This is a genomic window from Brevundimonas sp. (assembly GCF_041688735.1).
GTDB lineage: Bacteria > Pseudomonadota > Alphaproteobacteria > Caulobacterales > Caulobacteraceae > Brevundimonas.
In genome coordinates this window covers 1-21,713 of record NZ_JBDNHO010000018.1, presented here as the reverse complement: position 1 = coordinate 21,713, position 21,713 = coordinate 1, and the positions used below count along the sequence as shown (strand labels likewise).

General features: G+C 66.2%; 20 protein-coding genes, 1 tRNA gene and 1 pseudogene. 14 read left to right on the top strand and 8 right to left on the bottom strand.

Annotated features, from left to right (window positions below; translation table 11 throughout):
• Window positions 1–51: 51 nt before the first annotated feature.
• The gene (locus tag ACESMO_RS02485) at window positions 52–264 is read left to right on the top strand and encodes a DUF3126 family protein (protein WP_372706603.1); all 213 of its coding nucleotides are present in this window, start codon (window positions 52–54) and stop codon (window positions 262–264) included.
• Window positions 265–339: 75 nt separating this feature from the next.
• Here the strand turns inward: ACESMO_RS02485 and ACESMO_RS02480 are convergent, their stop codons facing one another.
• Entirely contained in the window at window positions 340–570 is a 231-nt protein-coding gene (locus ACESMO_RS02480; protein ID WP_372706602.1) for a hypothetical protein, read from the bottom strand.
• Here ACESMO_RS02480 and ACESMO_RS02475 point away from each other — a divergent pair.
• Genes ACESMO_RS02475 through ACESMO_RS02455 form a run of 5 tightly spaced genes read left to right on the top strand, consistent with a single transcriptional unit; the run spans window position 560 to window position 5,182 of the window.
• Window positions 560–898: a hypothetical protein gene (locus ACESMO_RS02475; protein WP_372706601.1), complete on the top strand. Its 339-nt coding sequence runs from the start codon at window positions 560–562 to the stop codon at window positions 896–898. The two genes, ACESMO_RS02480 and ACESMO_RS02475, sit on opposite strands and share 11 nt — an antisense overlap.
• Before the next feature lie 3 nt (window positions 899–901).
• Entirely contained in the window at window positions 902–1,771 is an 870-nt protein-coding gene (locus ACESMO_RS02470) for a 50S ribosomal protein L11 methyltransferase (RefSeq protein WP_372706600.1), read from the top strand.
• Window positions 1,772–1,827: 56 nt separating this feature from the next.
• On the top strand, window positions 1,828–2,283 hold the full coding sequence (locus ACESMO_RS02465; protein WP_372706599.1) for a hypothetical protein: 456 nt from the start codon (window positions 1,828–1,830) through the stop codon (window positions 2,281–2,283).
• Between the two features lie 39 nt (window positions 2,284–2,322).
• Window positions 2,323–4,134: an aminopeptidase P family protein gene (locus tag ACESMO_RS02460; RefSeq protein WP_372706598.1), complete on the top strand. Its 1,812-nt coding sequence runs from the start codon at window positions 2,323–2,325 to the stop codon at window positions 4,132–4,134.
• Window positions 4,135–4,192: 58 nt separating this feature from the next.
• Window positions 4,193–5,182: an aldo/keto reductase gene (locus ACESMO_RS02455; protein WP_372706597.1), complete on the top strand. Its 990-nt coding sequence runs from the start codon at window positions 4,193–4,195 to the stop codon at window positions 5,180–5,182.
• 134 nt (window positions 5,183–5,316) lie between these two features.
• Here the strand turns inward: ACESMO_RS02455 and ligA are convergent, their stop codons facing one another.
• Window positions 5,317–7,653, bottom strand: coding sequence for an NAD-dependent DNA ligase LigA (ligA, locus tag ACESMO_RS02450; RefSeq protein WP_372706596.1), 2,337 nt, complete (start codon window positions 7,651–7,653; stop codon window positions 5,317–5,319).
• A gap of 172 nt (window positions 7,654–7,825) precedes the next feature.
• Between ligA and ACESMO_RS02445 the strand changes: the two genes are divergently transcribed.
• A complete protein-coding gene (locus ACESMO_RS02445; RefSeq protein WP_372706595.1) occupies window positions 7,826–8,803 on the top strand; it encodes a M28 family peptidase in 978 nt (325 codons plus the stop codon).
• A 3-nt stretch (window positions 8,804–8,806) separates the two neighbouring features.
• Here ACESMO_RS02445 and ACESMO_RS02440 read toward each other — a convergent pair whose 3' ends face one another.
• The 5 genes from ACESMO_RS02440 to ACESMO_RS02420 form a co-directional block, all read right to left on the bottom strand.
• Complete coding sequence (locus ACESMO_RS02440) at window positions 8,807–9,082, bottom strand: VOC family protein (RefSeq protein ID WP_372706594.1); 276 nt, start codon at window positions 9,080–9,082, stop codon at window positions 8,807–8,809.
• Between the two features lie 47 nt (window positions 9,083–9,129).
• Entirely contained in the window at window positions 9,130–10,683 is a 1,554-nt protein-coding gene (locus tag ACESMO_RS02435) for a Ppx/GppA family phosphatase (RefSeq protein WP_372706593.1), read from the bottom strand.
• Window positions 10,683–12,902: an RNA degradosome polyphosphate kinase gene (locus ACESMO_RS02430; protein ID WP_372706592.1), complete on the bottom strand. Its 2,220-nt coding sequence runs from the start codon at window positions 12,900–12,902 to the stop codon at window positions 10,683–10,685. Before ACESMO_RS02430 ends, ACESMO_RS02435 begins: the two co-directional genes overlap by 1 nt.
• 107 nt (window positions 12,903–13,009) lie before the next feature.
• A complete protein-coding gene (locus ACESMO_RS02425) occupies window positions 13,010–13,897 on the bottom strand; it encodes an RcnB family protein (RefSeq protein ID WP_372706591.1) in 888 nt (295 codons plus the stop codon).
• Between the two features lie 105 nt (window positions 13,898–14,002).
• Window positions 14,003–14,554 carry an RcnB family protein gene (locus ACESMO_RS02420; RefSeq protein WP_372706590.1) on the bottom strand — a complete coding sequence of 184 codons (552 nt, stop codon included), beginning with the start codon at window positions 14,552–14,554 and terminating at the stop codon, window positions 14,003–14,005.
• Between the two features lie 174 nt (window positions 14,555–14,728).
• On the opposite strand from ACESMO_RS02420, the gene ACESMO_RS02415 reads away from it, so the two are divergent.
• The 6 genes from ACESMO_RS02415 (at window position 14,729) to ACESMO_RS02390 (ending at window position 19,369) form a co-directional block, all read left to right on the top strand.
• Entirely contained in the window at window positions 14,729–15,448 is a 720-nt protein-coding gene (locus tag ACESMO_RS02415; RefSeq protein ID WP_372706589.1) for a glutathione S-transferase family protein, read from the top strand.
• A 192-nt stretch (window positions 15,449–15,640) separates the two neighbouring features.
• Window positions 15,641–15,943 carry a sel1 repeat family protein gene (locus tag ACESMO_RS02410; RefSeq protein ID WP_372706588.1) on the top strand — a complete coding sequence of 101 codons (303 nt, stop codon included), beginning with the start codon at window positions 15,641–15,643 and terminating at the stop codon, window positions 15,941–15,943.
• Between the two features lie 1,012 nt (window positions 15,944–16,955).
• A tRNA-Ser gene (locus tag ACESMO_RS02405) sits at window positions 16,956–17,047 on the top strand.
• A gap of 132 nt (window positions 17,048–17,179) precedes the next feature.
• Window positions 17,180–17,485 carry an SCP2 sterol-binding domain-containing protein gene (locus ACESMO_RS02400; RefSeq protein WP_372706587.1) on the top strand — a complete coding sequence of 102 codons (306 nt, stop codon included), beginning with the start codon at window positions 17,180–17,182 and terminating at the stop codon, window positions 17,483–17,485.
• Between the two features lie 75 nt (window positions 17,486–17,560).
• The gene (locus ACESMO_RS02395) at window positions 17,561–18,772 is read left to right on the top strand and encodes an acyl-CoA dehydrogenase family protein (protein WP_372706586.1); all 1,212 of its coding nucleotides are present in this window, start codon (window positions 17,561–17,563) and stop codon (window positions 18,770–18,772) included.
• A 99-nt stretch (window positions 18,773–18,871) separates the two neighbouring features.
• Window positions 18,872–19,369, top strand: coding sequence for a nuclear transport factor 2 family protein (locus ACESMO_RS02390; RefSeq protein ID WP_372706585.1), 498 nt, complete (start codon window positions 18,872–18,874; stop codon window positions 19,367–19,369).
• A gap of 3 nt (window positions 19,370–19,372) precedes the next feature.
• Here ACESMO_RS02390 and trmFO read toward each other — a convergent pair whose 3' ends face one another.
• Window positions 19,373–20,776, bottom strand: coding sequence for a methylenetetrahydrofolate--tRNA-(uracil(54)-C(5))-methyltransferase (FADH(2)-oxidizing) TrmFO (gene trmFO / locus ACESMO_RS02385; RefSeq protein WP_372706584.1), 1,404 nt, complete (start codon window positions 20,774–20,776; stop codon window positions 19,373–19,375).
• A 350-nt stretch (window positions 20,777–21,126) separates the two neighbouring features.
• On the opposite strand from trmFO, the pseudogene ACESMO_RS02380 reads away from it, so the two are divergent.
• Window positions 21,127–21,713, top strand: a pseudogene (locus ACESMO_RS02380) (hypothetical protein); the annotation flags it as partial.

The window sequence follows — 21,713 nt, the reverse complement described above, 5'->3', positions numbered from 1 at the left end:
GCGGCCCTTTCTCTAGGGTCCGCGTCTCCACGTTCGATACCGAGGCCCACGATGAACACCGCCGACATGAAGCGCGTCGAGACGCACCTGAAGCGCACCTTCAACACGGGCGGAATCATTCTCAAGCCGCGCGGCAAGCCCAGCGACTCCTGCGAAGTCTATGTCGGGGACGAGTTCATCGGCGTCGTCTTCGAAGACGAGGACGAGGCCGGCAGCTTCATGTTCGAAATGGCCATCCTGGCGGAAGACCTGTCGCAGGACTGATCCCTCGCCCGAGGCGGATAGAAAAAAGCGCCGGAGGACGGTTCCCCCGGCGCTTCGTCGTTTCAGGTGCGGCGCTTACTTCTTGCCGAAGATCGCGTCGAGGATGCCGGACAGGAAGCCCTTGGGCTCGGCGGGCTTTGCGACCGGAGCGGGCGTCGGTCTCGGCGCGGCGGCGGTTGGCATCGGGGTGACCGTCGCGGGCTTGGCAGGCACGACAGGCTTGGCGGCGACCTTGCCGGCGACCGGCTTCGCGGCCGCCTTGGGGGCGACCTCCGTCATCGACTTGGTGGCGAGCTTGGTAGCCATTTTCTTTGCTGCGGGCTTCCCTGCGGGCTTCGCGGTGGCCTTGGGCGCGGCGGTCTTGGCGGGAGCGACGGTCTTGGTCGCGGGCTTCGACGCAGTCTTGGCGACGGGCTTGGGCGCCGCGGCCTTGACGGCCCGTTTCGCGGCGGTGGCCTTTACGGCGCTCGACTTTGCCGCCGGTTTCGGCTTGGAAACGGCGGTCGCCGCCTTCGGTTTGGCGGTATTTGATTTCGACGGTGCTTTAGCCATGGACTCCCGGACCCCTCGTTATTTGCTGGCGACAGAAGCCACGCCAGCACCTGTCTCCATTCGCGATGATAGCGAGCTTTGAGAAATGTCCCATACCCCAGTTCAGATAATCGCGCGCGGTCCGCGCGTGATCGCCGAGACGGCCGCAGAGGCGCTGGACGCCGATGCCCAGCTGGAGGGTGCGACCTATTCCATTCTCGAGGAAGATGAGGACAAGGGCATCTGGCGCATCGACGCCTTCCCTATGAGTGACGAGGAAGCGAACGGGATCGCCGCCTGCTTGCGCGAACATGACGGCCTGACGGTCATGGTCGAGAAGCTCGCCGACGCGGACTGGCTGGCCATGTCGCTGTCGGGTCTGCCGCCGGTCGAGGCGGGGCGCTTCTTCGTCTACGGCGCGCACGATCAGGGCCGGGTGCCGCCGAACAGGGTGAACCTGAAGATCGACGCCGGCGCCGCCTTCGGCACCGGACACCATGGAACGACCGTCGGCTGCCTCATGGCCTTCGACGCGCTGTTGAAGCGAGAGCGGTTCGAGCGCGTGCTCGACGTGGGTTGCGGCACGGGCGTGCTGGCCATCGCGGCCGCCAAGACCGGCTCGCGCGTCGCGGTCGGCACCGACATCGATGCGCCGTCTGTCCGCATTGCCAACGAGAACGCCAAGCTGAACCGCGCCGACGCGCGTTTCGTCCACGTGGCGGGCCTGAACGACCGCAATGTGCGGGACCATGGGCCCTATGATCTGGTGTTCGCCAACATCCTCGCGCCGCCGCTGGTTGCGTTGTCGCAGGACATCAAGGCGGCCCTGAGTCTGGGCGGGGTGGCCATCCTGTCCGGCCTGTTGCGGACCCAGGAACGGCGCGTCACCGCGGCTTATCTGTCGCGCGGTTTCGTGCTTGAGCGGCGCATCCATCGCGACGCGTGGAGCGCCCTCGTGCTGCGTCGCGTGGGCTGACTACGGAACAGGCGGCGGCGACAACCGTTGCGGGGGTTCAATCGAGGAACCTACCCGTGACCCAGAACGATCCCCACACCGATCCGACCCGCATCCCGCCCCCGGGGCCGGTCTATAGCGAGACGACCGAGACTGTCGTCGTTCGGGACTCGAATTCGGGCTGGTGGATCGCCGGCATTCTCGGCGGCATCGTGCTGATCGCCGTGCTGTGGATCCTGTTCGCGCGCGGCAACGATCCCCAGACTGACGAGGCCCTGCTGGCGGCCCAGGCCGATGCGCTCGCAGCCCAGTCCCAGGCCGATCAGGCTCTGGTCAGCGGTCAGATCGCCGGTGCCCAGGCCAGCGTCGACATCGCCCGCGCGGACGCCGCCCGCTCGCAGGCCGACGCGATCCGCGCAGCCAGCGAAGCCCGCGCCGCCGAAGCCCGCGCCGCGTCGCCGGTGATCATTGAACGCGAAGTTCAGGTTCCCGCGCCCGCCCCGGTCGTGTCGCCGACCGCGCCCCAGAACTGACGGCTTGCGACATGGCGGCGGGACGCTAGTTTCGCCGCCATGCGCCAGTCCTTTGATGAAACGACCGACCCCTCCTTCGGGGCCAGGCACCTCCCGCGGGTCCGCGCCAAGATGGCCGAGCAAGGCCTAGACGGCCTGCTCGTCCCGCATGAGGACGAACACCAGAACGAGTACCTGCCAGCAGCCAACGACCGGCTGGCCTGGATCAGCGGCTTCACCGGTTCGGCGGGCGCGGGCGTGGTCATGAAGGACAGCGCCGCCGTTTTCGCCGACGGACGTTACACGGTTCAGGTTCGCGCCCAGGTCGATCCCGACCAGTTCGAAATCCTCGACCTCGTCGAAGGCGGCTTGCCGGCCTATCTAGAGCGTGCGCCCAAAGGCGCGGTGATCGGCTACGATCCTCGGCTGCACAGTCCAGACGCGCTGGCGACGCTCAAGCGCGCGGCCGCCATCGCCGGGGCCGAGCTGAAGCCGGTCGACGCCAATCCGCTCGACCTCGCATGGGCCGATGAGCGGCCGGCCCAGCCGACGGCGCCGGTGGTCCCGCATGACGATCGCTACGCCGGCGAGAGCAGCGCCTCGAAGCGCGTCCGCATCGGCAAGGCCATCGCCATGGCCGGCGCGGATGCCGCCGTGTTGACGGCGCCGTCGTCGATCGCCTGGCTGTTCAACATCCGGGGTGGGGACGTCATTCGCACGCCCCTTCCGCTGGGCCAGGCGGTCGTGTCGGCCGACGGCTCGGCGCGGCTGTTCCTCGACCCGCGCAAGGTCACCGACGCACTGCCCAAATGGCTGGGCGACGCTGTCAGTCTGGAAGCCGGCGAAGCCTTGCCCGGCGCGCTGGACGGTCTGTCGGGCCGCAGGGTCCTGATCGACCCCGGCCAGTCGTCATCCTGGTATTTCGACCGGCTGGAATCGGCGGGCGCGACGGTGGTCCGAGGTATAGACCCGTGCGCCCTGCCGCGCGCCTGCAAGAACCCCGTCGAGATCGAGGGCAGTCGTCAGGCGCACATCCGCGACGGCGCGGCCCTGACGCGCTTTCTGCACTGGGTGGACACGGTGGCGCAGCACAGCCTGCCCGACGAGCGCGAGGTGGCCGAGGCGCTGGAAGGCTTCCGCGAGGCCACGGGCGCGCTGAAGGACCTGAGCTTCGACACCATTGCCGGGTCCGGCCCGAACGGCGCCCTGCCGCACTACAAGCCGGTCGCGAGCACGATCCGGCGGATGGAGACCGGCAGCCTGCTGCTGGTGGACGGTGGCGGCCAGTATCTGGACGGCACCACGGACGTGACCCGCACCGTCGCGGTCGGCGAGGCGACGGCGGACCAGCGGCGGATGTTCACCCTCGTCCTGAAAGGCCATATCGCCATGGCGACGGTTCGCTTCCCCGCCGGGACCACCGGGCATCAGCTGGACGCGCTGGCGCGCCTGCCGATGTGGATGGCCGGACTGGACTACGACCACGGCACGGGCCACGGCGTCGGCAGCTATCTCGGAGTTCACGAAGGGCCGCAGCGGATCGCCAAGGCGGTCAACAGCCAGCCGCTGCTTACCGGCATGATCCTGTCCAACGAGCCCGGTTATTATCGCGAAGGGAACTGGGGCATACGCATCGAGACCCTGCAGGTGGTGACACCGCCGCAAGCCATTCCGGGTGGCGAGCGGCCGATGCACGGCTTCGAGCAATTGACCTTCGCGCCGCTGGATCGTCGTCTGATCGACTCCGATGTGCTGACGCCCGACGAGCGGGCCTATGTCGACGCCTATCACGCCGAGACGCTGGCCAAGGTCGGGCCCTTGCTGGAGGCCGAGGTTCTGGACTGGCTGAAGGCGCAGACCGCGCCGCTGTGACCTTGCGGAAAGGGCCCGCCGCCCCGACCTCAAGCGTCGCAAATCTCAGGAGCGCTCCATGAAGACGCGTCGTCTCGGCAAGGCCGGTCCCGAAGTCTCGGCCGTCGGCTTGGGCTGCATGGGCATGGCCGCATTCTATGGTCAGGCCTCCGACGAGGCGCAGGCGACGGCGGTGATCCACCGCGCGCTGGATCTGGGCGTGACCTTCCTCGACACGGCCGAGATGTACGGCCCCCATACGAACGAGATTCAAATCGGCAAGGCGCTGGCGGACCGGCGTGATCGCGCCTTCGTGGCGACCAAATTCGGCATCGGCTACAATGCCGAGCGCACAGGTCTGACCATCGACGGCTCGCCGTCCAATGTGCGCCGGGCCATCGAGGACAGTTTGAAGCGGCTGGGGATGGACCACGTCGACCTCTACTATCTGCACCGGGTCGATGCGAACACGCCGATCGAGGAGACGGTCGGGGCGATGGGCGAACTGGTGACCGAGGGCAAGGTGCGTTTCCTAGGCCTGTCGGAAGCCTCGCCCGAGACGCTGCGCCGGGGCCATGCCGAACATACGATCACGGCGCTGCAGACCGAATATTCGCTGTGGAGTCGCGAGCCGGAGGACGAACTGCTGGCGACCTGCGAGGAACTGGGTATCGGCTTTGTGCCCTACAGCCCGCTGGGTCGGGGGTTCCTGTCGGGCGAGATCACGTCGATTGAGGACCTTACCGCCGACGATTTCCGCCGCTCCAACCCGCGCTTCCAGGGCGAGAATTTCCAGAAGAACCTCGATCTGGTCGAGGCCGCCGGGGCCATCGCCGCCGACAAGGGCGTGACGGCGGCGCAACTGGCCTTGGCCTGGGTGCTGGCGCAGGGGGAGACTCTGGTGCCGATCCCGGGAACGCGCCGCATCAAGACGCTGGAAGACAATGCCGCCGCTGCGGACATCGAGCTCACCGCCGAGGATCTGGCGCGCATTGACGCGGTTTTCCCCAAGGGCGCGGCCTCGGGCCACCGCTACGCCGAGGCAGCGCGGTCGTCGCTGAACCGCTGATACTGTCTCCTCCCTGTCGCGGCCGACGGGCGCGGCGCGTCTTTGTGCCGTGACGGAGGGGACCGGAGACTGCGGCGCGACAATGCCCCTCCACCGCTTCGCGGTCCCCCCCCCCATCAAATGGGAGGACACAATCAGCCGATCAGGGCCAGCCATTCGTCCTCGGTCAGGACGGCGACGCTGTGCTTCTGGGCGTCCGCCATCTTTGAGCCCGCCCCCGGTCCGGCGACCAGATAGTCGGTCTTCTTCGACACCGAGCCGGACACCCTGGCCCCCAGGCTTTCAGCGCGAGCCTTGGCCTCGTCGCGGGTGAACCGCTCCAGCGCCCCGGTGAAGACCACGGTCTTGCCGGCGACGGTGGTGTCCGACTTCGGGCGTTCGGCGTCTTCGATCTGGTCCAGTTCGGTCACGAGGGCGTCGACCATGGCGCGGTTGTGTGTCTCGCGGAAGAACAGGGCCAGAGCGCGGGCCGCGACGGGGCCGACGCCGGACACCTCAGCGATCTGGCCCAGACCCTCGGAGGGGCCTTCCGAGCGTGCCACCTCGGCCAGCCGGACGAGACTAATCCAGTCGTCGGCCAGGCTCGCCAGACCGCGCCGGGCGGGGGCGCCGAGGCCGGGGAAGGCGAGAGCGATCTTCTGGTCGACGGGTGCTTCCGGCCACGGGTCCGCAGCGGCGGGCGAAGCCCCGGCGAGGGTGGCGACCACGCGAGGGGACACCGCATGGGCTTCATTCAGTCGCTCCCAGTCCGCGCTGGGAATGCCGTCGGCGGCGGCAACGCACGCGGCCTCGAACGCCGGCCAGGTCTCGAAGGCGCGGGCCAGAACGATGGAGGTCTGTTCACCGATGTCGCGCACGCCCAGCCCATAGATGAAGCGGTCCAGGGTGATGATGCGGCGGGCGTCGATGCCGGCGACGAGGTTGCGCACGCTGGTCTTGCCATAGCCGTCCTCGGCGCGCAGGACGTCGAGTTTCTCCGCGTCGCGGGCAAGACGGAAGATGTCCGCGGGTTGGCTGATCCAGCCGCGTTCGTGGAAGGCTATCAGCTGCTTTTCACCAAGACCTTCAATGTCAAAAGCGCGGCGGGTGACAAAATGCTTCAAGTGTTCAATGCGCTGGAACGGGCAGGCCAGTTCGCCGGTACAACGACGCACTACGCTCTCAGTGCCCGAGGCGTTGGTCTCCTTGATCAGGGCGGTCTTCAGCGGGCAGACGCAGACCGTCGGGAAGGCATAGGCTGGGCCACGGTGGGGCCGGTCGGCGTCCAGGACGGCGACGATCTGGGGGATGACGTCGCCGGCGCGCTGAACAGTGACGGTGTCACCGCGCCGTGCGTCCAGCCGGGCAATCTCGTCGGCGTTGTGCAGCGTCGCGTTGCGCACTACGACGCCGCCGACGGTGACGGGATGCAAACGCGCGACGGGTGTGTGCGACCCCGTGCGCCCCACCTGGATGTCGATCCCTTCCAGCAACGTCTGCGCCTGCTGGGCCGGGAATTTGTGGGCTATGGCCCAGCGCGGGGTGCGGGCGACGAAGCCGAGGCGATCCTGCCAGTCCAGCCGGTCGACCTTGTAGACCACGCCGTCGATGTCGTGGCCGAGGCCCGCCCGGTCGCGCTCCAGCTCGGCGTAGAGGGCCTGTAGTCCGGCGATGTCTTCGACACGACGCGAGCGGGCGTTGACGGGAAATCCCCAGCTTTCCAGTGCTCTCAAAGCATCGGCTTGCGTTTCGGCGAAGGAAGACGAGGTCTCGCCCCAAGCGTATGCGAAGAACCGCAGGGGCCGTTTGGCGGTGATCGCCGGGTCCTTCTGGCGCAGCGAACCGGCGGCGAAATTGCGCGGATTGGCGTAGGTGCGCCGGCTCTCGGCCCCGGCGGCGGCGTTGAAGGCGTCGAAGGCGTCGTTGGGGGCATAGACCTCGCCGCGCACCTCAATGAGGTCAGGCCAGCCCGCGCCGGACAGGGTCTGCGGGATGTCGGCGATGGTGCGTAGATTGGCGGTGACGTCCTCGCCGGTCCGGCCGTCGCCGCGGGTGGCGCCGGTGACCAGCGCGCCCTTCTCATAGCGCAGGCTGGCCGAGAGGCCGTCGATCTTGGGCTCCGCCACGAAGGCGACGATCTCGTCGACGGGCAGCTTCAGGAAGCGGCGGATGCGGGCGACGAAGTCGGTCACTTCTTCCGCAGAAAAGGCGTTGTCGAGCGACAGCATGGGCACGCCGTGGCGCACCGGGGCGAACTGGCTGGAGCCGGCGGCACCCACCACCTGCGACGGCGAGGCGGCGCTGGTCAGGTCGGGAAACAGGTCCTCGATCTCCAGCGCGCGGCGCTTGAGCGCGTCATAGTCGGCGTCGGTGATCCCCGGGGCATCCTGGCCGTGATAGAAGGCGTCGTGTCGGGCCAGGACGGTGGTCAGCCGGCCGAGTTCCTCGCGCGCGGCGGACTCGGTCAGCTGATCGACGGGAAGGTCGGACATGAAGCGCTCGCCATAGGGATTCCGAGGTGGAATTCTCCCTGCTGTTCTAGCATCCCCCGCCGCGGTTTCGAGGCCCGCCGTCGGATTCCGGCCGCACTATCTGGCATGACAGCGAGTTAAACTGACACCGCCGTCACACTCGGCTAGCGTCCGGAGCTCTCAAGGAGTCCCCATGCGCCACGCCCGCCTGCTCGCCCTGTCCACCGCTCTCAGTGCCGCCTTGGTGGTTTCGGCCTGCGGGAGCCTGTTCGGGTCCGAAGCGACACCACCCCCGGCTTCCGCACCGGCAACGTCGATCATGCACGCCCAGCTGCTGGACGATGTCCGCATCCTGTCCGCCGACGACATGCAGGGCCGCGACACGGGCGCGCCCGGCGGCGAGATGGCGCGCAACTACATCGTGGCGCGGCTGGAGAGTCTGGGCGTCGCCGCGCCGCCGATGGGCCGACTTCAGCCGTGGGAAATGCAGGGCCGCACCCGGGCGGGGCCGAAATCGTACAACGGCGTCAACGTCATCGGCCTGATCCCGGGAACGCGCGTGACCGACCGCTACATCGTAGTCACGGCCCATTACGACCATGTCGGCGTGAATGCCGAGGGGCAGGTGTTTAACGGCGCGGACGACAACGCCTCGGGCGTCGCCACCATGCTGGCGCTGGCCGCCGACCTGAAGCGTCAGGCTCCGGAACACAGCGTGCTGATCGTCGCCCTGGACGGAGAGGAGCACGGCCTGCTGGGGGCCAGGCATTTCGTCGAAGCGCCGCCGGTGCCGCTGACGTCCATCGCCTTAAACCTGAATTTCGACATGACGGCCCGTGCGGAGACCGACGGCAAGCTGTGGGTCACCGGCACTTATCAGAACCCGACCTTGCGTCCGGTCCTCGAGGGGCTGGCCGCCAACGGCGCCGTTAGCCTGGCCTTCGGCAAGGACACGCCGCAGGACACGGGCCAGGACAACTGGGTCGAGGCGTCGGACCATGCCGCCTTCCACAGGGCGCAGATTCCGTTTCTGTATCTAGGCGTGAACTACCACCCCGACTATCACCGCCCGTCCGATGACTTCGAGCGGATCACGCCGTCAGTATTTATCAGCGCGACGGAGCTGTCGATGGCGTCGTTCCGGGCGTTGGATCAGGCGCTGGATCGTTAACCATCAGGCCCGAGCGGCGGGCTCCCACAACTCGATCGGATTGCCTTCGGGATCGTGAATGCGAGCGAACCGACCTGTAATGGGATCGTCCCACGTGGCGTCGGTCTTCACCGCGATACCTGCCGCCCGCAAGGACGCCAAAAGCGCGTCCAGGCCCTCGACGCGCAGGTTCATCATCCACCGCTTGTCGGCAGCGAAGTAATCGCTGTCAGCCTTGAACGGCGAGAACACCGTCGGTCCAGCCTGCTGGTCCCAGATGTAGATGCCTTCGGGCGGCACCGACGCCCAGATGCTTGAGATACCAATCCGCCAGACCCTTGGGGTGGTCAGAGCGGAAGAAGAAGCCTCCGATTCCGGTCACCGCCATGATCGTCTCCTCGGCCTTGCAGATCGAGCTTCAGCCCCATGATTTCGGCCAGCGCCTTGCCGCGACGCCGCGTCTGTTCGCCCAGCAGCACGTCCGCGTAACCGTCCGACGCCGTCAAGACGAGCGCGCCGCCCTCGATCTTGACGCGGGCGTTGACCAGAAGCTGCGGCGCGCGGCCGGACAGGTCGCAGGCGAGACGGATGGCGAGTCCCAGGGCCCGGGCTCCGGTGCGCTGTTCTTCGGTCAGGAGACGGCCGACCGTATTCGGTTCGGGCGTGTTGGCGCCGCCGCCGTAACGGGCGTTGACGGCGCTGGCCAGATAGGCGCGTTCCGCGTGGCTCTGGCCGGGGATGGGCGCGCGGAGGACCTGACCGAAGGCCAGTTCAACGCGGTGGTCGGGATGCAGCCGCGCGCCTAGGTCGGCGACGCGGCAGGCGGCGTCGGCGAGCACAAGATCCCGGTCCTGGCCGAAGGCTTCGGGAAGGGCTTCGAGGATCGGGCGTATCCAGCCGAACAGCGCGCCGGGCAAGCCGGGCGAAATTCCCTGTCGGGCGCCCAGCGCCGAGCACCCCGCCAGCAGAGGATCGGATTGCGCCGTCTCGGGGTCCAGCGTTTCGTACAAGAGGCCCTCGCGCACGCCCCATGCGGAGATGACGATGCGCTCCAGGCCCAGATGGTCGATCAGACCCTCAAGCACGAGGGCGGCATAGGGCAGGGTTTCGGCCCGCTTCTTGGACACTCCGGGCCACTTTTCGAGGGACGCGCGCGAGGACCGGGCGACCACCTGGGCGATCAACTTCGCCTCGGTCGCGCGCAACTCGTATTGGTGGACGATCTGCAGGGGGTACCGGTTGTGGTTCATGTGAACCTGCGCCAGCGTGCGCCAGGCCCCGCCCACGGCATACAAGGTGTCCGAGCGGAAATCGGCCGCTGGCTCGAGGCGCCGGGCGATGGTCTGTCTCAACCGATCGGCGTCGAAACCGGCCTTGTCCTCCAGGGTGAACGGGCCGAGCGGCAGGGTGATCCCGCGCGCGACGGCCCCGTCCTCGACGCGACTTAGTTCCAGACTGGCGCCGCCCAGATCGGCGGCGACCCCCCGCGCGTCCGGTATACCGGCCAACACGCCGAGCGCGGCGTAATTCGCCTCTTCCTCGCCACTCAGTACACGGATGATCAGGCCGGTTTCGGCCGCGACCTTTTCGCAGAAGGCCTGTCCGTCTTCGGCTTCGCGGATGGCGGCGGTGGCGGCCACGAAGGTCTGCATGGGCTTCACGCCGTCGATCACGGCCGCGAATCGCTTCAGCGCCGTCAACGCCTGCTCCGCTCCGTCGGGCGACAGCTGGCCTGTGACCGACAAGTCGCGGCCCAGACCCGCCAGCACCTTCTCGTTGAACACCGTCCAGATGGCGCGACCCTCCAACCGGTACAGCACCAGGCGGACTGAGTTGGAGCCGATGTCGATAGCGGCGATTTCGCGTGGTGCGTCGAGCACCGAAAGCTGCGCTTCGGGCATCAGCGCTTTCGCGTCCCGTCGTAACGCAGTTCGCCGGGCAGGGTCTTCACCTTGCGGCCACGGCCCGACAAGCTGGGGTTGGTCATGAAATACTTATGAGCCGAGAACGGGCGCTCGGGGTCCGCAGGCGAGACGCGTCTGTAGGCGCCGTCCCCATCCAGCACCCAGCTCTGGGTGTCGTCTTTCAGATTGGCGACCATGATCTGGTCCAGAACCTGATCGTGGACCGTCGCGTTCAGCACGGGGGTCATCAGCTCGACCCGGCGATCGAGATTTCGGTTCATCCAGTCGGCGGACGAGATGAACAGTTTCGCCTTGTCGTGCGGAAGGTCGCGGCCGTTGGCGAAGACGACGATGCGGCTATGCTCGAGGAAGCGGCCGACGATGGATTTGACCCGGATGTTCTCGCTCAGGCCCTGAACGCCCGGCCGCAGGCAGCAGATGCCGCGAATGACCAGTTCGATACGCACGCCCCACTGGCTGGCGCGATACAGGGCGTCGATCACTTCGGGATCGACCAGCGAGTTCATCTTGGCCCAGATCGCCGCCGGCCTGCCCTTGGCGGCCGCGGCCATCTCCTTGCCGATCAGCTCGATCAGCGTGGCCTTCATGTTCAGGGGCGAGACGACCAGGGCCTCGAGCTCATCGGGCTGGGCGTAGCCGGTGATGTAGTTGAACACCCGCGAGGCGTCCCGGGCCAGAACAGGGTCGCAGGAGAACAGGCTCAGGTCGGTGTAAACCCGCGCGGTTACCGGGTGATAGTTGCCGGTGCCGAAGTGACAATAGGTCTTCAGCCCGTCGCCTTCGCGCCGCACGACGACGCTGAGTTTGGCGTGGGTCTTGTACTCGACGAAGCCGAAGACGACGTGGACGCCCGCCCGCTCCATGGCGCGGGCCCATTTCAGATTGGCTTCCTCGTCGAAACGGGCCTTGATCTCGACCAGGGCGGTGACGTTCTTGCCGTTCTCGGCCGCCTCGATCAGGGCCGCCACGATGGGGCTGTCCTTGGAGGTTCGGTACAGCGTCTGCTTGATGGCGATGACGTTGGGATCTCGCGCCGCCTGGCGCAGGAACTGGACCACCACGTCGAAGCTCTCGAACGGGTGGTGGATCAGCATGTCTTTTTCACGAACGGCCGCGAAGATGTCTCCGCCGTTGTCTCGGACCCGTTCAGGATAGCGGGGCTCGTAGCCGGGAAATTTCAGGTCGGGGTGGCCGGACGGGATCAGGTCCGAAACCTGGGCCAGGCCCAGCATCCCGGGGACCAGGACGGTGTCCTGCGGCGCCGCGTCCAGCTCGTTGGTGATGAAGTTGCGCAGGTCGTCCGGCATGGACGCCTCGATCTTGATCCGCACCACGGAACCCAGGCGTCGCTGCTTCAGCGCCTCCTCGAATTCCATGACCAGGTCTTCGGCCTCCTCCTCGATCTCGATGTCGCTGTCGCGGATCAGGCGGAAGACCCCGCGTTCCACCACGTCGCACCCGGGAAAAAGGTGGTCGATGAAGAGCATCAGCAGGCTCTCCAGAGTGACGAACCGCCTGTGACCGGGCGTCGAGCGCCCGTCGGTTGCCAGCGGCCAGAACCGCTTTACCTGCGTCGGCACCGGCACCAAGGCATAGAAGGTGCGGTTGTCCGAGCTGCGCTTGAGCTTCAGCGCCAGCGAGAAGCCGAGGTTGGGCAGGAAGGGGAAGGGGTGGGCCGGGTCGATCGCCATCGGCGTCAGCACGGCGAACAACTGGTTCAGGAATTCCGGTTCCAGCCGGTCGCGCTCGGTCTTGGTTATCCGCGTGGCATCGACGACTTCGATGCCCGCGCCGGTCAGCTCCTTGCGCAGCTCGCGCCAGCGGCGCTGCTGTTCGGCCATCAGGACACCGGCCGCGACGTTGACCTTCTCCAGCTGTTCAGCGGGCGTCAGGCCGTCCGAGGACAGAACGCGCACCCGTTCCCGGACCTGACCCTTCAATCCGGCCACGCGGGTCATGAAGAACTCATCCAGATTGTTGGCCGATATCGACAGGAACCGCAGGCGTTCCAATAAGGGATGCGCGGCGTTGGCGGCCTCTTCAAGCACGCGACTGTTGAAGGCCAGCCAGGAGATCTCTCGATTGAAGAAGCGTTCCGGCGACGTCATCAAGGCTTCCGACAGCTCGAACTGCGGCGCGCGCGAGGAGGGCATTTCCTCGCCGGTGGTGGAGTCGCTGATCGCCGCGTCGGTCATGGTGTGGTTCTGGCGCGACGCGGCTATCGCTGCAACCTTGTTGGTGGAAAAGCGAAACGCCGGTCGATCCGAAGATCGACCGGCGTCCGTTCGTCATGCCTTGGTGGCTACCAGCGCCAGGCGTCGTAGATGACGTCGATGATGTAGCCGTCGTACGCGTCGATCAGGTAGATGTGATTGTCGACCAGAACCCAGCGCGTGCCTTGGGGCGGATAGCCCAGGCCGAAGGTGCGCCAGTCGTCGAGGCTGTAGCGCCAGAAGATCGAGGGCAGGCGCCGGCCCTCATAATAGCGCTGGCCCAGGTACTGACGCGGAACCTGATAATAGCCGTAGTTCGGCGCGAAGTAGAAGCCGGCCCGTATGCCGTTGTAGCCGCGGAACCGCCGGTCGTTGCGCCACCAGCCCGAGTTGAAGCGACGCGCGTTGTCGCGGCGCCAATGGTCGCCGCTGAAGCGTTGGTGGAACTCGCGATACTCACGGCGGTCCTGGCGGTCTTCTCGCCGTTGAGGTCGGTCGTTCTGCGGACCTCGCCATGTCTCGCCGCGAGCCTCGGCAGCGCGCGCGTCGATGACGTCCTGTCGGCTACGGAACAGCGGCTGGTCGGGATTGGCCTGAGCGCTGTCCTCGCGATTCTCTTGGCGGTCCTGGCGCAGTTCTTGCCTGTCTTGACGTTGCTCCTGACGGTCCTCGCGCCGTTCCAGACGGTTTTCCCGCCGGTCTTGGCGGTTCTCCGTCGCGGCTTGCGTGGCCGGAGGATTAGGCGCGGTCTCGGCGGATTCCTGCCGATCCTCTCTGCGTTCCTGGCGCTCCTCGCGCCGTTCCTGCCGCGGAGGAGCAGGGGCCGGCGCGGGCTCGGCCGCGCGCGCGGCCTCGGTTTCCGCGCGGCGCGCGGCGCGGACATCCTCTCGGCTGCGGAACAGCGGCGCGTCCTGAGCCGATGCCGTGAGCGGCGCGACGGCCGGCACGACAAAGGCCGAGATGGCGGCCGCGAACATGAGTGAGCGTTTCATTCTCGTCTTCCCCGCACGCCCTGTCGGGCGGCTCGTGATCAAGATCGCGCCAGACGCATGAACCATGGCTGAACGAACGGCGTGCCCGGATTAATCTTCTGACATGAATAACGCGTCGAAAACTGGAGGCTGCGAGGCGTTTCCAAGGCCGGGCGCGCTGTCCTGATAGGCGTTGTTCAGGACGCCCACAATTAGGCCGGTGGCGGCGGCGATCAGTACGATATCTCCGCCAGCGTGAACGTAGCGATAGCCGCGCGGCGCCGGCCTCAAATTGTAGGCGTGGGGGTCCCGCACAGAGTAGCTACGATAACCGTGCGGTAAATAGCCGCCGCGCTGCCATCTGAAGTCCTGGAAACGCGGCTCGACCCGGTAGTAGCCGTAGCTGGGGGCGTACCAGTAGCCGTTGCGGGCACCACGATAGTCGCGGAAGTCATCGCGGCCGCGCCACCAGTCGCGATTGTTGTGATCCCGGCGCTGCTCACGGCGGAAGTCCTGCCGGTCGTCGCGACGACCGGCGCGATAGTCCTGGCTGTCGTTGCGACGAGCCTGGCGATCCTCGCGGCTCCGGGCCTCGGCGGGCAGCGGGGCGGCGGTGGTGGTCAGCGCCAGTCCGACCACGGCGGCCTTGGTGAAGCGGTTCATGGTCCTTACTCCATTCTCGGGCGCATCAGGGAAAGCTGGTCCACGCGTCAATCATGAGGCGACTTTCGGCAACCGCGATGAACTGTGCCTGACACCACTGTCAGAAAAGCCGCGCCGCCGGTTGCGGGGGGTGGATCGCGCGCCCACGTCAGCATCTCATCGCAGGACACCCCCATGATCCGCCCGATCGCGCTTTGGTACTGGCCCACCCCCAACGGCTGGAAAGTCTCCATCGCGCTGGAGGAGATGGGTTTGCCCTATGAGATGAAGCCCGTGAATATCGGGCGCGGGGAGCAGTTCACGCCCGAGTTTCAGGCCATAAGCCCGAACGGGCGCATGCCCGCCATCGTCGATCCGGACGGACCGGACGGAAAGCCGCTGTCGATCTTCGAGTCCGGGGCCATCCTGCAATACCTGGGCACGAAGGCCGGCCGCTTCTATCCACAGGACCCGCGCGGCAAGGCCGAGGTCGATCAATGGCTGTTCTGGCAGGTCGGAGGACTGGGACCGATGGCGGGTCAGACGCATCATTTCCGCCAGTACGCCCCCGCCCTGATCAAGGATCAGCGCCAGATCGCCTATGGCGTCCGCCGCTACACCGACGAAACGCACCGGCTTTACGGCGTTCTGGACCGAAGACTGGCCGACCGTGACTTTTTGGCCGGCGATTATTCCATCGCCGACATGGCCAGCTGGCCGTGGATCCTGCCCGAGCATCAAGGACAGACGCTGGATGAGTTTCCCCATCTCGCCGCCTGGATGAAGCGGCTCGGCGAGCGCCCCGGCGTCATCGCCGGACGGGCGCTGGGCGAGGCCCTGCGGCGAAATCTGGCGTCTTCTGACAAGTCGGCCGACGCGGCGCGCAAGGTCCTGTTCGGGCAGCGGGCGCGGTGACGCTTCGTTAGGCCGTATTACTTAGAGATTTACGAGAGATTTCAGAGGTCTGAATCGTTTTAGATGTATTCATTTTGCTTTACTGAAAAGTTTGGTGACCCGTGTCACTGTTAACTTTAACTTCAAACCGCGGGTATTTTATCGCTGTCAGAGGGCAGGGCCAGAACGGCTCCGAACCTGGGAGATACGGTGATGAACGCGCAAGAAATGGCGCCGGCCGTCGATCCGGAGCAGGGCCTTCCCCTGCCGACCGCCGACATGAGCGGCGATGACCTGTTCCGACTGGGTATGATGTATTCGACGGGCCAGAGTGGTTGCCCGATAGACCGAGTCTCGGCCCATATGATCTTCAACCTCGCCGCCATGAAGGGCAGCATCGAAGCGCGCGTCTATCGCCGCGAGATGAGCCAGGAGATGGAGCAGGACGAGATCGCCGAGGCCCAGAAGGCCGCGCGCCGCTGGATCGACGCGGGCGTGGTGTCGTTGGCGGCTTAGGCCGCTCGCAATATTCTTTTTTGGGCCGCAGTCAGACGGTTGCGCCTCTCGACGCCACGCGCCGCCCTCTGGGCAGACCCGACGCGGCCGGCTGTCTTGCCGATTATCCGGGCTCATGTAGCGAGTTGCTCGCGACAGCGCTCCCAAAAGATTCTGGTTCCGACCGCCGATGGCGTGGCGGAAGCCGACGGGCCGGGCGTTGCGGAACAGTGTCACGAAATTGGCCACCTCGCCCAGGGTCGAGCTCGGCACGAAGATGATGTCGCCCCGTCCAAGCGCCGCAACACCCGTCTCCTGCTCGCGCAGTATCCCGATGATCTGCACCAGTCTGGCGTGTTCGCCGGCCTTCAATCCGTGAGACGTAATCGAGTCATTCTATCCGTCCTTGCGAGGGGCGGACTCCAGCTGTTCCTGGAGGAGTTTCGGGGGTTCACGTCACTGCACACGGATTGCATTGACCGCAGTGCATATCCAGTTCAGTCGAATGGGTGTCGTTCGGGGGCGCTCGCATCCTCTATTGTGAGGGGTTCTCTGCTTGAGGGTCGCGACTCTCGTGCATATTATCGCTGGCCTGGTGGAGCGATCGTGGCTCTGTTCTTCCTCAGAGCGATCAATGGATCGAACGCATGAGTGGAATTACTCTTGACATGAGTTCCCGGCCAAGCGGCTGGGAATGGTCCCTTCGTAGCGGGCCCGCCACGATTGCGTCCGGAAACTCGCCCACTGGGAACGAAGCCATCGCAACGGCACGTATTGTGCTCGATGACATCCTTGACGCAGGACTGGAGGCGGAGATTTGTAGCCCGTTCTCGGCGCGGAGTTTGCTGCGCGGGATGCGGCCGTCTTTGATCGGCGAGGCAGCGCGGTCCTGACGGCGTCGCTGCACGTCGTCAGAAGTTTGAGACTGGCCGGTTTCCGTCAGGATCGCCCGATCGCTATTTTGTCACGTTAACGGTGGCCTGTCCAAACCCGTTGCGCCCGTCCGCGCGCTCCGCTATCCACGCCGCCTGCCGGAGACGTGGCCGAGTGGCTTAAGGCAACGGTTTGCTAAATCGTCGTACCCTGTAAGGGGTACCCAGGGTTCGAATCCCTGCGTCTCCGCCATCCTGCTTCGCGCGTCGGGCCATAAGCCGAACTTTCTCGCCCGACATCGCCCTTGTTGACCCAAGGTGATCTTGGCAGCCGCCGTCGCGGGGTCTAGGTCGTTGGCTCAACCTTCCGTCAGGAGAGACCCCCATGGCCGATCTGGCTCAAGTCACCGAACAAATCCGCGGCGCCGTGGGCGACGACTCCGGTCTGGGCAAGACCGTGAAGCTCGACCTGGGCGACGTCGGCGTGATCTATATCGACGGCGCTGCGGTCCCCAACACGGTCACCAACGAAGACAAGCCGGCCGACGCCACCGTCTCGATGTCGTGGGATGACTTTATGGCTCTGTCTGACGGTCAACTGGACCCGATGATGGCCTTCATGCAGGGCAAGCTGAAGATCGCGGGCGACATGATGATCGCCCAGAAGCTGGCCCCGCTGCTGAAGCGCTGAGACGCGGCGGCGAGAACAGACTCTTCATGGCGCGGCTCCGATGGGGCCGCGCCGTTTTCCTATCGGAGGACGACCATGGAATTCCAGCACAGCGAACACGCCCGGCATTGGCAGGAGCGGGTCAGCCGCTTCCTCGAAGCCCGGGTCATGCCGCGCGCGGCGGAATACTGGAGTCAGGTCCATACCGACGCGACCCGCCAGCCCGCGGTCATGGAGGAACTCAAGGCCGAGGCGCGCGATGCCGGACTGTGGAACATGTTCCTGCCGGGCGAGCACGGCGCAGGGCTGACCAATCTGGAGTACGCGCCGCTGGCCGAGGCGATGGGCCGGGCCGGCCTGTGGACGCCGGAGGTGTTCAACTGCAACGCCCCCGACACCGGAAACATGGAAGTCCTCCATATGTACGGGAACGGCGAGCAGCAGGCGCGCTGGTTAAAGCCGCTGATGGCCGGCGAGATCCGCTCGGCCTTCCTGATGACCGAGCCGGAGGTGGCGTCGTCGGACGCGACCAACATCCAGACCCGCATAGAGCGCGACGGCGACCATTACGTCGTCAACGGCCGCAAATGGTGGTCGACCAACATGGCCCACCCCAACGTCGCCATCGCCATCGTCATGGGCAAGACCGACACGGGTGCCGCGACACATCAGCAGCAGTCGCAAATCCTCGTTCCCACGGATGCGCCCGGCTTCCGCATTGAGCGGATGCTGACGGTGTTCGGCTATGACGAACGGCCCATTGGTCATGCCGAAGTTGTGCTGGAAAACGTCCGCGTCCCGGTCGAGAATCTGATCGCGGGCGAGGGGCGGGGCTTCGAGATCGCGCAAGGGCGCCTCGGCCCGGGCCGCATCCACCACTGCATGCGCGTGATCGGGGCGGCGGAGCGGGCGCTGGAGTTGATGTGCGAACGGCTGCTGACCCGAACCGCCTTCAAAAAGAAGATCGCCGAGCATTCGGTCTGGGAACAGCGCGTCGCCGACGCCCGGACCAACATCGAGATGTGTCGGCTGATGGTGTTGAAGGCCGCCTGGATGATCGATCAGGCCGGAGCCAAGAATGCCAAGTCCGAGATTGCCCAAATCAAGGTGGCCGCGCCGCGCATGGCGCTGCAGATCATCGACGACGCCATCCAGGCCTTCGGCGGCGCCGGCGTTTCGGCCGACACCCCGCTGGCGGAAATGTACGCCACGGTGCGGACCCTGCGGATCGCCGACGGCCCCGACGAGGTTCACAACCGCACCATCGCGCGGCTTGAATACGCCAAACACGGCGGTCGCGGCGGTTAGGTCCCGGGGAAGGCGGTTTCGCCGCTCTGCTCAGCCGCTTGCATTGCGCGCAGGGGCAATCCCGTTTACCGATCAACGATCACCGAATGGGGAAACACGATGAACAGAGGTTTTGTCTTCGCCGTCGTGCTGGTCGCGACGGGTCTTCTGACGCCGACAATGGTTACGGCATCCGAGCCGGCCAGCGTCGTCCAAGCTTCTCCCAACCAGGTGGTCGTGGAAAGACTTTACCGCGCCTTCGCTGCAGGCGATGGCGCGACTATCGCTACCATTCTGTCGTCGGACCTGGTCTGGTTCGAGGCCGAGAACCACCCGTACGCCGACCTTAATCCGTACAACGGGCCGGCCGCGGTGGTCGAAGGCGTGTTCGGTCGCATCGGCGCGGCCTTCCCCGACTTCGTCGTGACCCCGACAACTTACCTGTCGAGCGGGGACACGGTCGCGGCGCAGGGGCGCTACACCGCTACAAACATCGCCACGGGCGAAACAATGGACGCCCAGTTCGTGCACTTCTTCACCGTGCGGGACGGTCGCATCACCGGCTTCCAGCAATACACGGACACCGCCCAGTGGATCGACGTAGTGACACCGGACTGAGCCTCAGCCAGCGTCCCGCCAGAGTTTCAGAGCCTCGAGCGCCCGCAGGCTCATTAGCCGCTTCTTGGCGCGGCCGCGTTCCTTGAGAGGAATCTTGACGCCCGTCTCATCGACCTTGGGCGCTTCCAGCGGCGGCAGCAGGCCGTAGTTGATGTTCATCGGCTGGAATTTGGAGATGCCGCCGGGGCCTTCGAGGTGGCCGCCGGTGATATGTTCGACCAGGGCTCCCATGGCGGTGTGGACGGGTGGCGCCTCCAGGCGCCGCCCCAGCCGTTCGGCGGCGGCGAGGCGGCCGGTCAGCAGGCCCATGGCGGCGCTCTCGACATAGCCCTCGACGCCGGTGACCTGACCGGCGAAGCGCAGACGCGGCATGACCTTGAGGCGCAAGCTTCGGTCCAGCAGCTTGGGGCTGTTCAGGAAGGTGTTGCGGTGCAGGCCTCCCAGGCGCGCGAACTGGGCGTCGTGCAGGCCCGGGATCATGCGGAAGATCTCGGCCTGGGCACCATGTTTGAGTTTGGTCTGGAAGCCAACGATGTTGAACAATGTGCCGAGCGCATTGTCCTGCCGCAGCTGGACGATGGCGTGGGCCTTGACCTGCGGGTCGCGCGGATTGGTCAGGCCGACGGGCTTCATCGGGCCGTGGCGCAGGGTTTGGCGGCCGCGTTCGGCCATGACCTCGATGGGCAGGCAGCCGTCGAAATAAGGGACGTTCTCCCACTCCTTGAACTCGGCCTTGGGTCCGTCCAGCAGGGCGTCGATGAAGGCCTCATACTGGGCCTTGTCCATCGGGCAGTTGACGTAGGCGGCGGCGTCTCCGCCCGGGCCTTCCTTGTCGTAGCGCGACTGGCGCCAGGCGATGTCGAAATCGATGGTTTCGGCGTGGACGATGGGGGCGATGGCGTCGAAGAAGCTGAGCGCATCCTCGCCCGTCAGGTCGAGGATTGCGGCGGCCAGGGCCGGGGAAGTCAGGGGGCCGGTGGCGACGATGACATTGTCCCAGTCTTCCGGCGGCAGTCCCGCAATCTCCTCGCGCACGATGGTGATCAGGGGGTGGGCTTCGAGTTTCGCTGTCACGGCCTGCGAGAAGCCATCTCTATCGACCGCCAAGGCCCCGCCGGCGGGCACCTGATGGGCGTCGCCGCAGCTCATGATGATGGAATCGAGCGCCCGCATCTCGGCGTGCAGCAGGCCGACGGCATTGTGCTCCCAGTCGTCGGAGCGGAACGAGTTGGAGCATACCAGCTCGGCCAGACCGTCGGTGTGGTGGGCGTCGGTCTTCACCCCCGGGACGCCGCGCATCTCGTGCAGGACCACGGGCACCCCGGCCGAGGCGATCTGCCAGGCGGCTTCCGAGCCCGCGAGGCCGCCGCCGATGATGTGGATGGGGTTGAGCGCGGATGGGTTCATCCGCGGGGTTCTAGACGCTCGTGCCTCTCGCGCCAGTGCTTTAGCGACGCGTCTGGCAGGAACGGTGCCTCGTCGTGCCCGGCCCCATGTCCGCCAGGCGCTGTCGGTGGCACCGTCATGGCGGCCGGCGGCATTGGGGAAACGTCGGCCCACAGGCCGCCCTGCTCGTGGTATTTTACCGCGATGTCGTCGCGACAAAGGTTGCGGCCGCGCCTGTCTCGGAGGCATGAACGCGGTCTGAGTATCGCCGGAGCCGCCCCATGACCGTTTCAGCCACCGCCGCAGCCTTCGAAGGCTTCCGCGTTACGCGACAGCACCCTGTTGCCGTCATGGTCTGGGCGGTGGTCTGGTTGGTCGGCCTGATCGTCATGATGGCCGCGAGCTTGCCGTTCCTGGCGCCGTACATAGGAGAGATCATCGCCACCGGCGGCGATCCAGATGCCCTGTCCGTAGCAGCGGCCTCCAGCATCCAGCGGGCTGGCCTGACCTTCATTCCGGTCGCGTTGGTGTTACAGGGGCTACTTTCGCCGGCGGTTTACCGCGCCGTTCTTTGCCCGGATGAAAAGCGAAACGCGTTCCTTCGCCTCGGTGCCGACGAGGGCCGTGTCCTGGTCGTCGCCCTGGTGGCCGGTGGCGTGTCGTTCGCTCTGAATCTGGGAGGGATGTGGCTTGAAAGTTGGGCGATGCAGACGATGGGGCTGGTCGCGCAGCTTTTTGTCTCGCTGGTCGTCTTCATCGTTCTCGTGATCGTCGGCGTCCGTCTCTCATTGATCGCGCCGATGACGTTCATGAAGCGGCGGTTGGCGTTCAGGGAGGGATGGAGCGCTTCAGGAAAACTGTTCTGGCCTCTCTTGGGCATCTCCGTGCTGGCGCTGGCCATGGCCGCCGTGGTCGGTATGCTTCTGCTCGTCATCGCCCTGCCGTTGCAGGCGGCTAG

Excerpts from the sequence above, each read along its gene's own strand:
- ACESMO_RS02390 (WP_372706585.1), top strand. The coding sequence starts at position 18,872 with ATGAACAGAGGTTTTGTCTTCGCCGTCGTGCTGGTCGCGACGGGTCTT.
- ACESMO_RS02435 (WP_372706593.1), bottom strand. The coding sequence starts at position 10,683 with ATGCCCGAAGCGCAGCTTTCGGTGCTCGACGCACCACGCGAAATCGCC.
- ligA (WP_372706596.1), bottom strand. The coding sequence starts at position 7,653 with ATGTCCGACCTTCCCGTCGATCAGCTGACCGAGTCCGCCGCGCGCGAG.
- ACESMO_RS02415 (WP_372706589.1), top strand. The coding sequence starts at position 14,729 with ATGATCCGCCCGATCGCGCTTTGGTACTGGCCCACCCCCAACGGCTGG.
- ACESMO_RS02460 (WP_372706598.1), top strand. The coding sequence starts at position 2,323 with ATGCGCCAGTCCTTTGATGAAACGACCGACCCCTCCTTCGGGGCCAGG.
- ACESMO_RS02485 (WP_372706603.1), top strand. The coding sequence starts at position 52 with ATGAACACCGCCGACATGAAGCGCGTCGAGACGCACCTGAAGCGCACC.
- ACESMO_RS02430 (WP_372706592.1), bottom strand. The coding sequence starts at position 12,902 with ATGACCGACGCGGCGATCAGCGACTCCACCACCGGCGAGGAAATGCCC.
- trmFO (WP_372706584.1), bottom strand. The coding sequence starts at position 20,776 with ATGAACCCATCCGCGCTCAACCCCATCCACATCATCGGCGGCGGCCTC.
- ACESMO_RS02470 (WP_372706600.1), top strand. The coding sequence starts at position 902 with ATGTCCCATACCCCAGTTCAGATAATCGCGCGCGGTCCGCGCGTGATC.
- ACESMO_RS02455 (WP_372706597.1), top strand. The coding sequence starts at position 4,193 with ATGAAGACGCGTCGTCTCGGCAAGGCCGGTCCCGAAGTCTCGGCCGTC.
- ACESMO_RS02395 (WP_372706586.1), top strand. The coding sequence starts at position 17,561 with ATGGAATTCCAGCACAGCGAACACGCCCGGCATTGGCAGGAGCGGGTC.
- ACESMO_RS02420 (WP_372706590.1), bottom strand. The coding sequence starts at position 14,554 with ATGAACCGCTTCACCAAGGCCGCCGTGGTCGGACTGGCGCTGACCACC.
- ACESMO_RS02400 (WP_372706587.1), top strand. The coding sequence starts at position 17,180 with ATGGCCGATCTGGCTCAAGTCACCGAACAAATCCGCGGCGCCGTGGGC.
- ACESMO_RS02445 (WP_372706595.1), top strand. The coding sequence starts at position 7,826 with ATGCGCCACGCCCGCCTGCTCGCCCTGTCCACCGCTCTCAGTGCCGCC.
- ACESMO_RS02410 (WP_372706588.1), top strand. The coding sequence starts at position 15,641 with ATGAACGCGCAAGAAATGGCGCCGGCCGTCGATCCGGAGCAGGGCCTT.
- ACESMO_RS02480 (WP_372706602.1), bottom strand. The coding sequence starts at position 570 with ATGGCTACCAAGCTCGCCACCAAGTCGATGACGGAGGTCGCCCCCAAG.
- ACESMO_RS02425 (WP_372706591.1), bottom strand. The coding sequence starts at position 13,897 with ATGTTCGCGGCCGCCATCTCGGCCTTTGTCGTGCCGGCCGTCGCGCCG.